Annotated in this window: 2 protein-coding genes; one reads left to right on the top strand and one right to left on the bottom strand. The window is 61.1% G+C overall.

What is annotated here, in order from left to right:
- Positions 1-862, top strand: an 862-nt coding sequence (locus ACFTWP_RS41750) for a glycosyltransferase family 2 protein (protein ID WP_380270399.1), incomplete at its 5' end; no start/stop codon positions are given.
- Positions 863-969: 107 nt separating this feature from the next.
- On the opposite strand, the gene ACFTWP_RS41745 is transcribed toward ACFTWP_RS41750, so the two are convergent.
- Positions 970-1392: glycosyltransferase (locus ACFTWP_RS41745; RefSeq protein WP_380270398.1), on the bottom strand; the 423-nt coding region annotated here is incomplete at its 5' end.

Below are 1392 nucleotides of genomic sequence, written 5' to 3'. Positions count from 1 at the left end.
GAATCAACTCGCGCGTGCGCAGAGGGGTGCAATGACTTACGGATTCTCGGTCCTGATCCTGACGAAGAACGAGGAAGCGGACCTGCCGGGATGCCTGAAGAGTATCGATGGCGTGGATGACATCTGGGTCCTCGACTCGATCAGCGAAGACAACACCGTGCAGATCGCGAACGCGTTCGGCGCGCATGTCGTGGCGCGGGAATTCGACGGTTTCGCCGCGCAACGTAACCACGCGTTACGGAATTTCGGCTTCAGGCACGAATGGCTGTTGATCCTGGATGCGGATGAGCGACCGTCGCCGGAACTGCTGGATGAACTCCGCCGCTTTGCTTCCGATGCGCCCGACGAAATCGGGGCAGCCAGGATGCGGCGTAGAGACTACTTCCTGGGTCGCTGGTTGAAGCATGCGCAAATCTCGCCATACTTCATTCGGTTCGTGCGTCCGTCGCGCGTGCATTACGAACGCGAAGTCAACGAGGTTCTGATCGTCGACGGCGAAATTCATGAACTGGCCGGCCCGCTGGATCACTTTCCTTTCTCGAAAGGCATGGCTCACTGGATCGGCAAGCACAACGTCTATTCGTCGATGGAAGCAGGCGAGTTGCTGCGCCGGCGGCAGGCCGATTTTTCGATCACCAAGGCGCTTTTCGCTCGCGACTTCAATGTTCGACGATTTCATCAGAAGGCGCTGTTCTACAGGATGCCGTGTCGGCCGGTGTTCAAGTTTTTCTACATGATGGCCGTTCGCCGGTCGTTTCTAGACGGGCGCGCAGGGTGGCACTACACATTCCTGCAATGCGTCTACGAATATTTGATATCGGTAAAAGCCGTCGAACTTCAGCGGTCCGACGGCCGTCGTTGAACATCCTGCAGCGTGGTGAACCGGAAGACGGATACCGTGAGCGGCCGGCGGCAGGGTGGCCGGCTGCCGGGGCGGCGCGGGCTGGACCGTCGTTTCCGTCCACGCCCTCAGGTACCGGGCGGCGTTCGACACAATGCGGACAATCTCGCCTCGAATTCGCGCAATACCGCTTCGCGTGACAGGACGGCTTCCGCGAAATCCCGCCCTGCGCGTCCGAGATGCATGCGGCGGGTTGTATCGGCAGCGAGCGCATCGATGGCGCTTGCCAGTGCTTCCGGGTTGCCCGGCGCGACCAGTACCCCGCGGCGGCACACTACGTCGTGCAATTCGGTACCCGCACTGGCCATCGCGATGACTGCCCGGCCGCTCGCGAACATGCCGGTCAGCTTCGAGGGCATGACGAGGTCCGCGGCGTCCGCGCGTTGGGGCAGTACGTGTATGTCCGCCAGATTCAGCAGTTCGTTCAGTCTGTTGGCGGGCTGGAGATTGATGAATCTGCAGTTTCGCAGCGCGCCGCAGCGCGCGACGAG

Source organism: Kitasatospora sp. NPDC057015 (assembly GCF_042673745.1).
Taxonomy (GTDB): Bacteria; Actinomycetota; Actinomycetes; order Streptomycetales; family Streptomycetaceae; genus Kitasatospora.
This window is presented reverse-complemented; position numbering and strand designations above follow the sequence as displayed.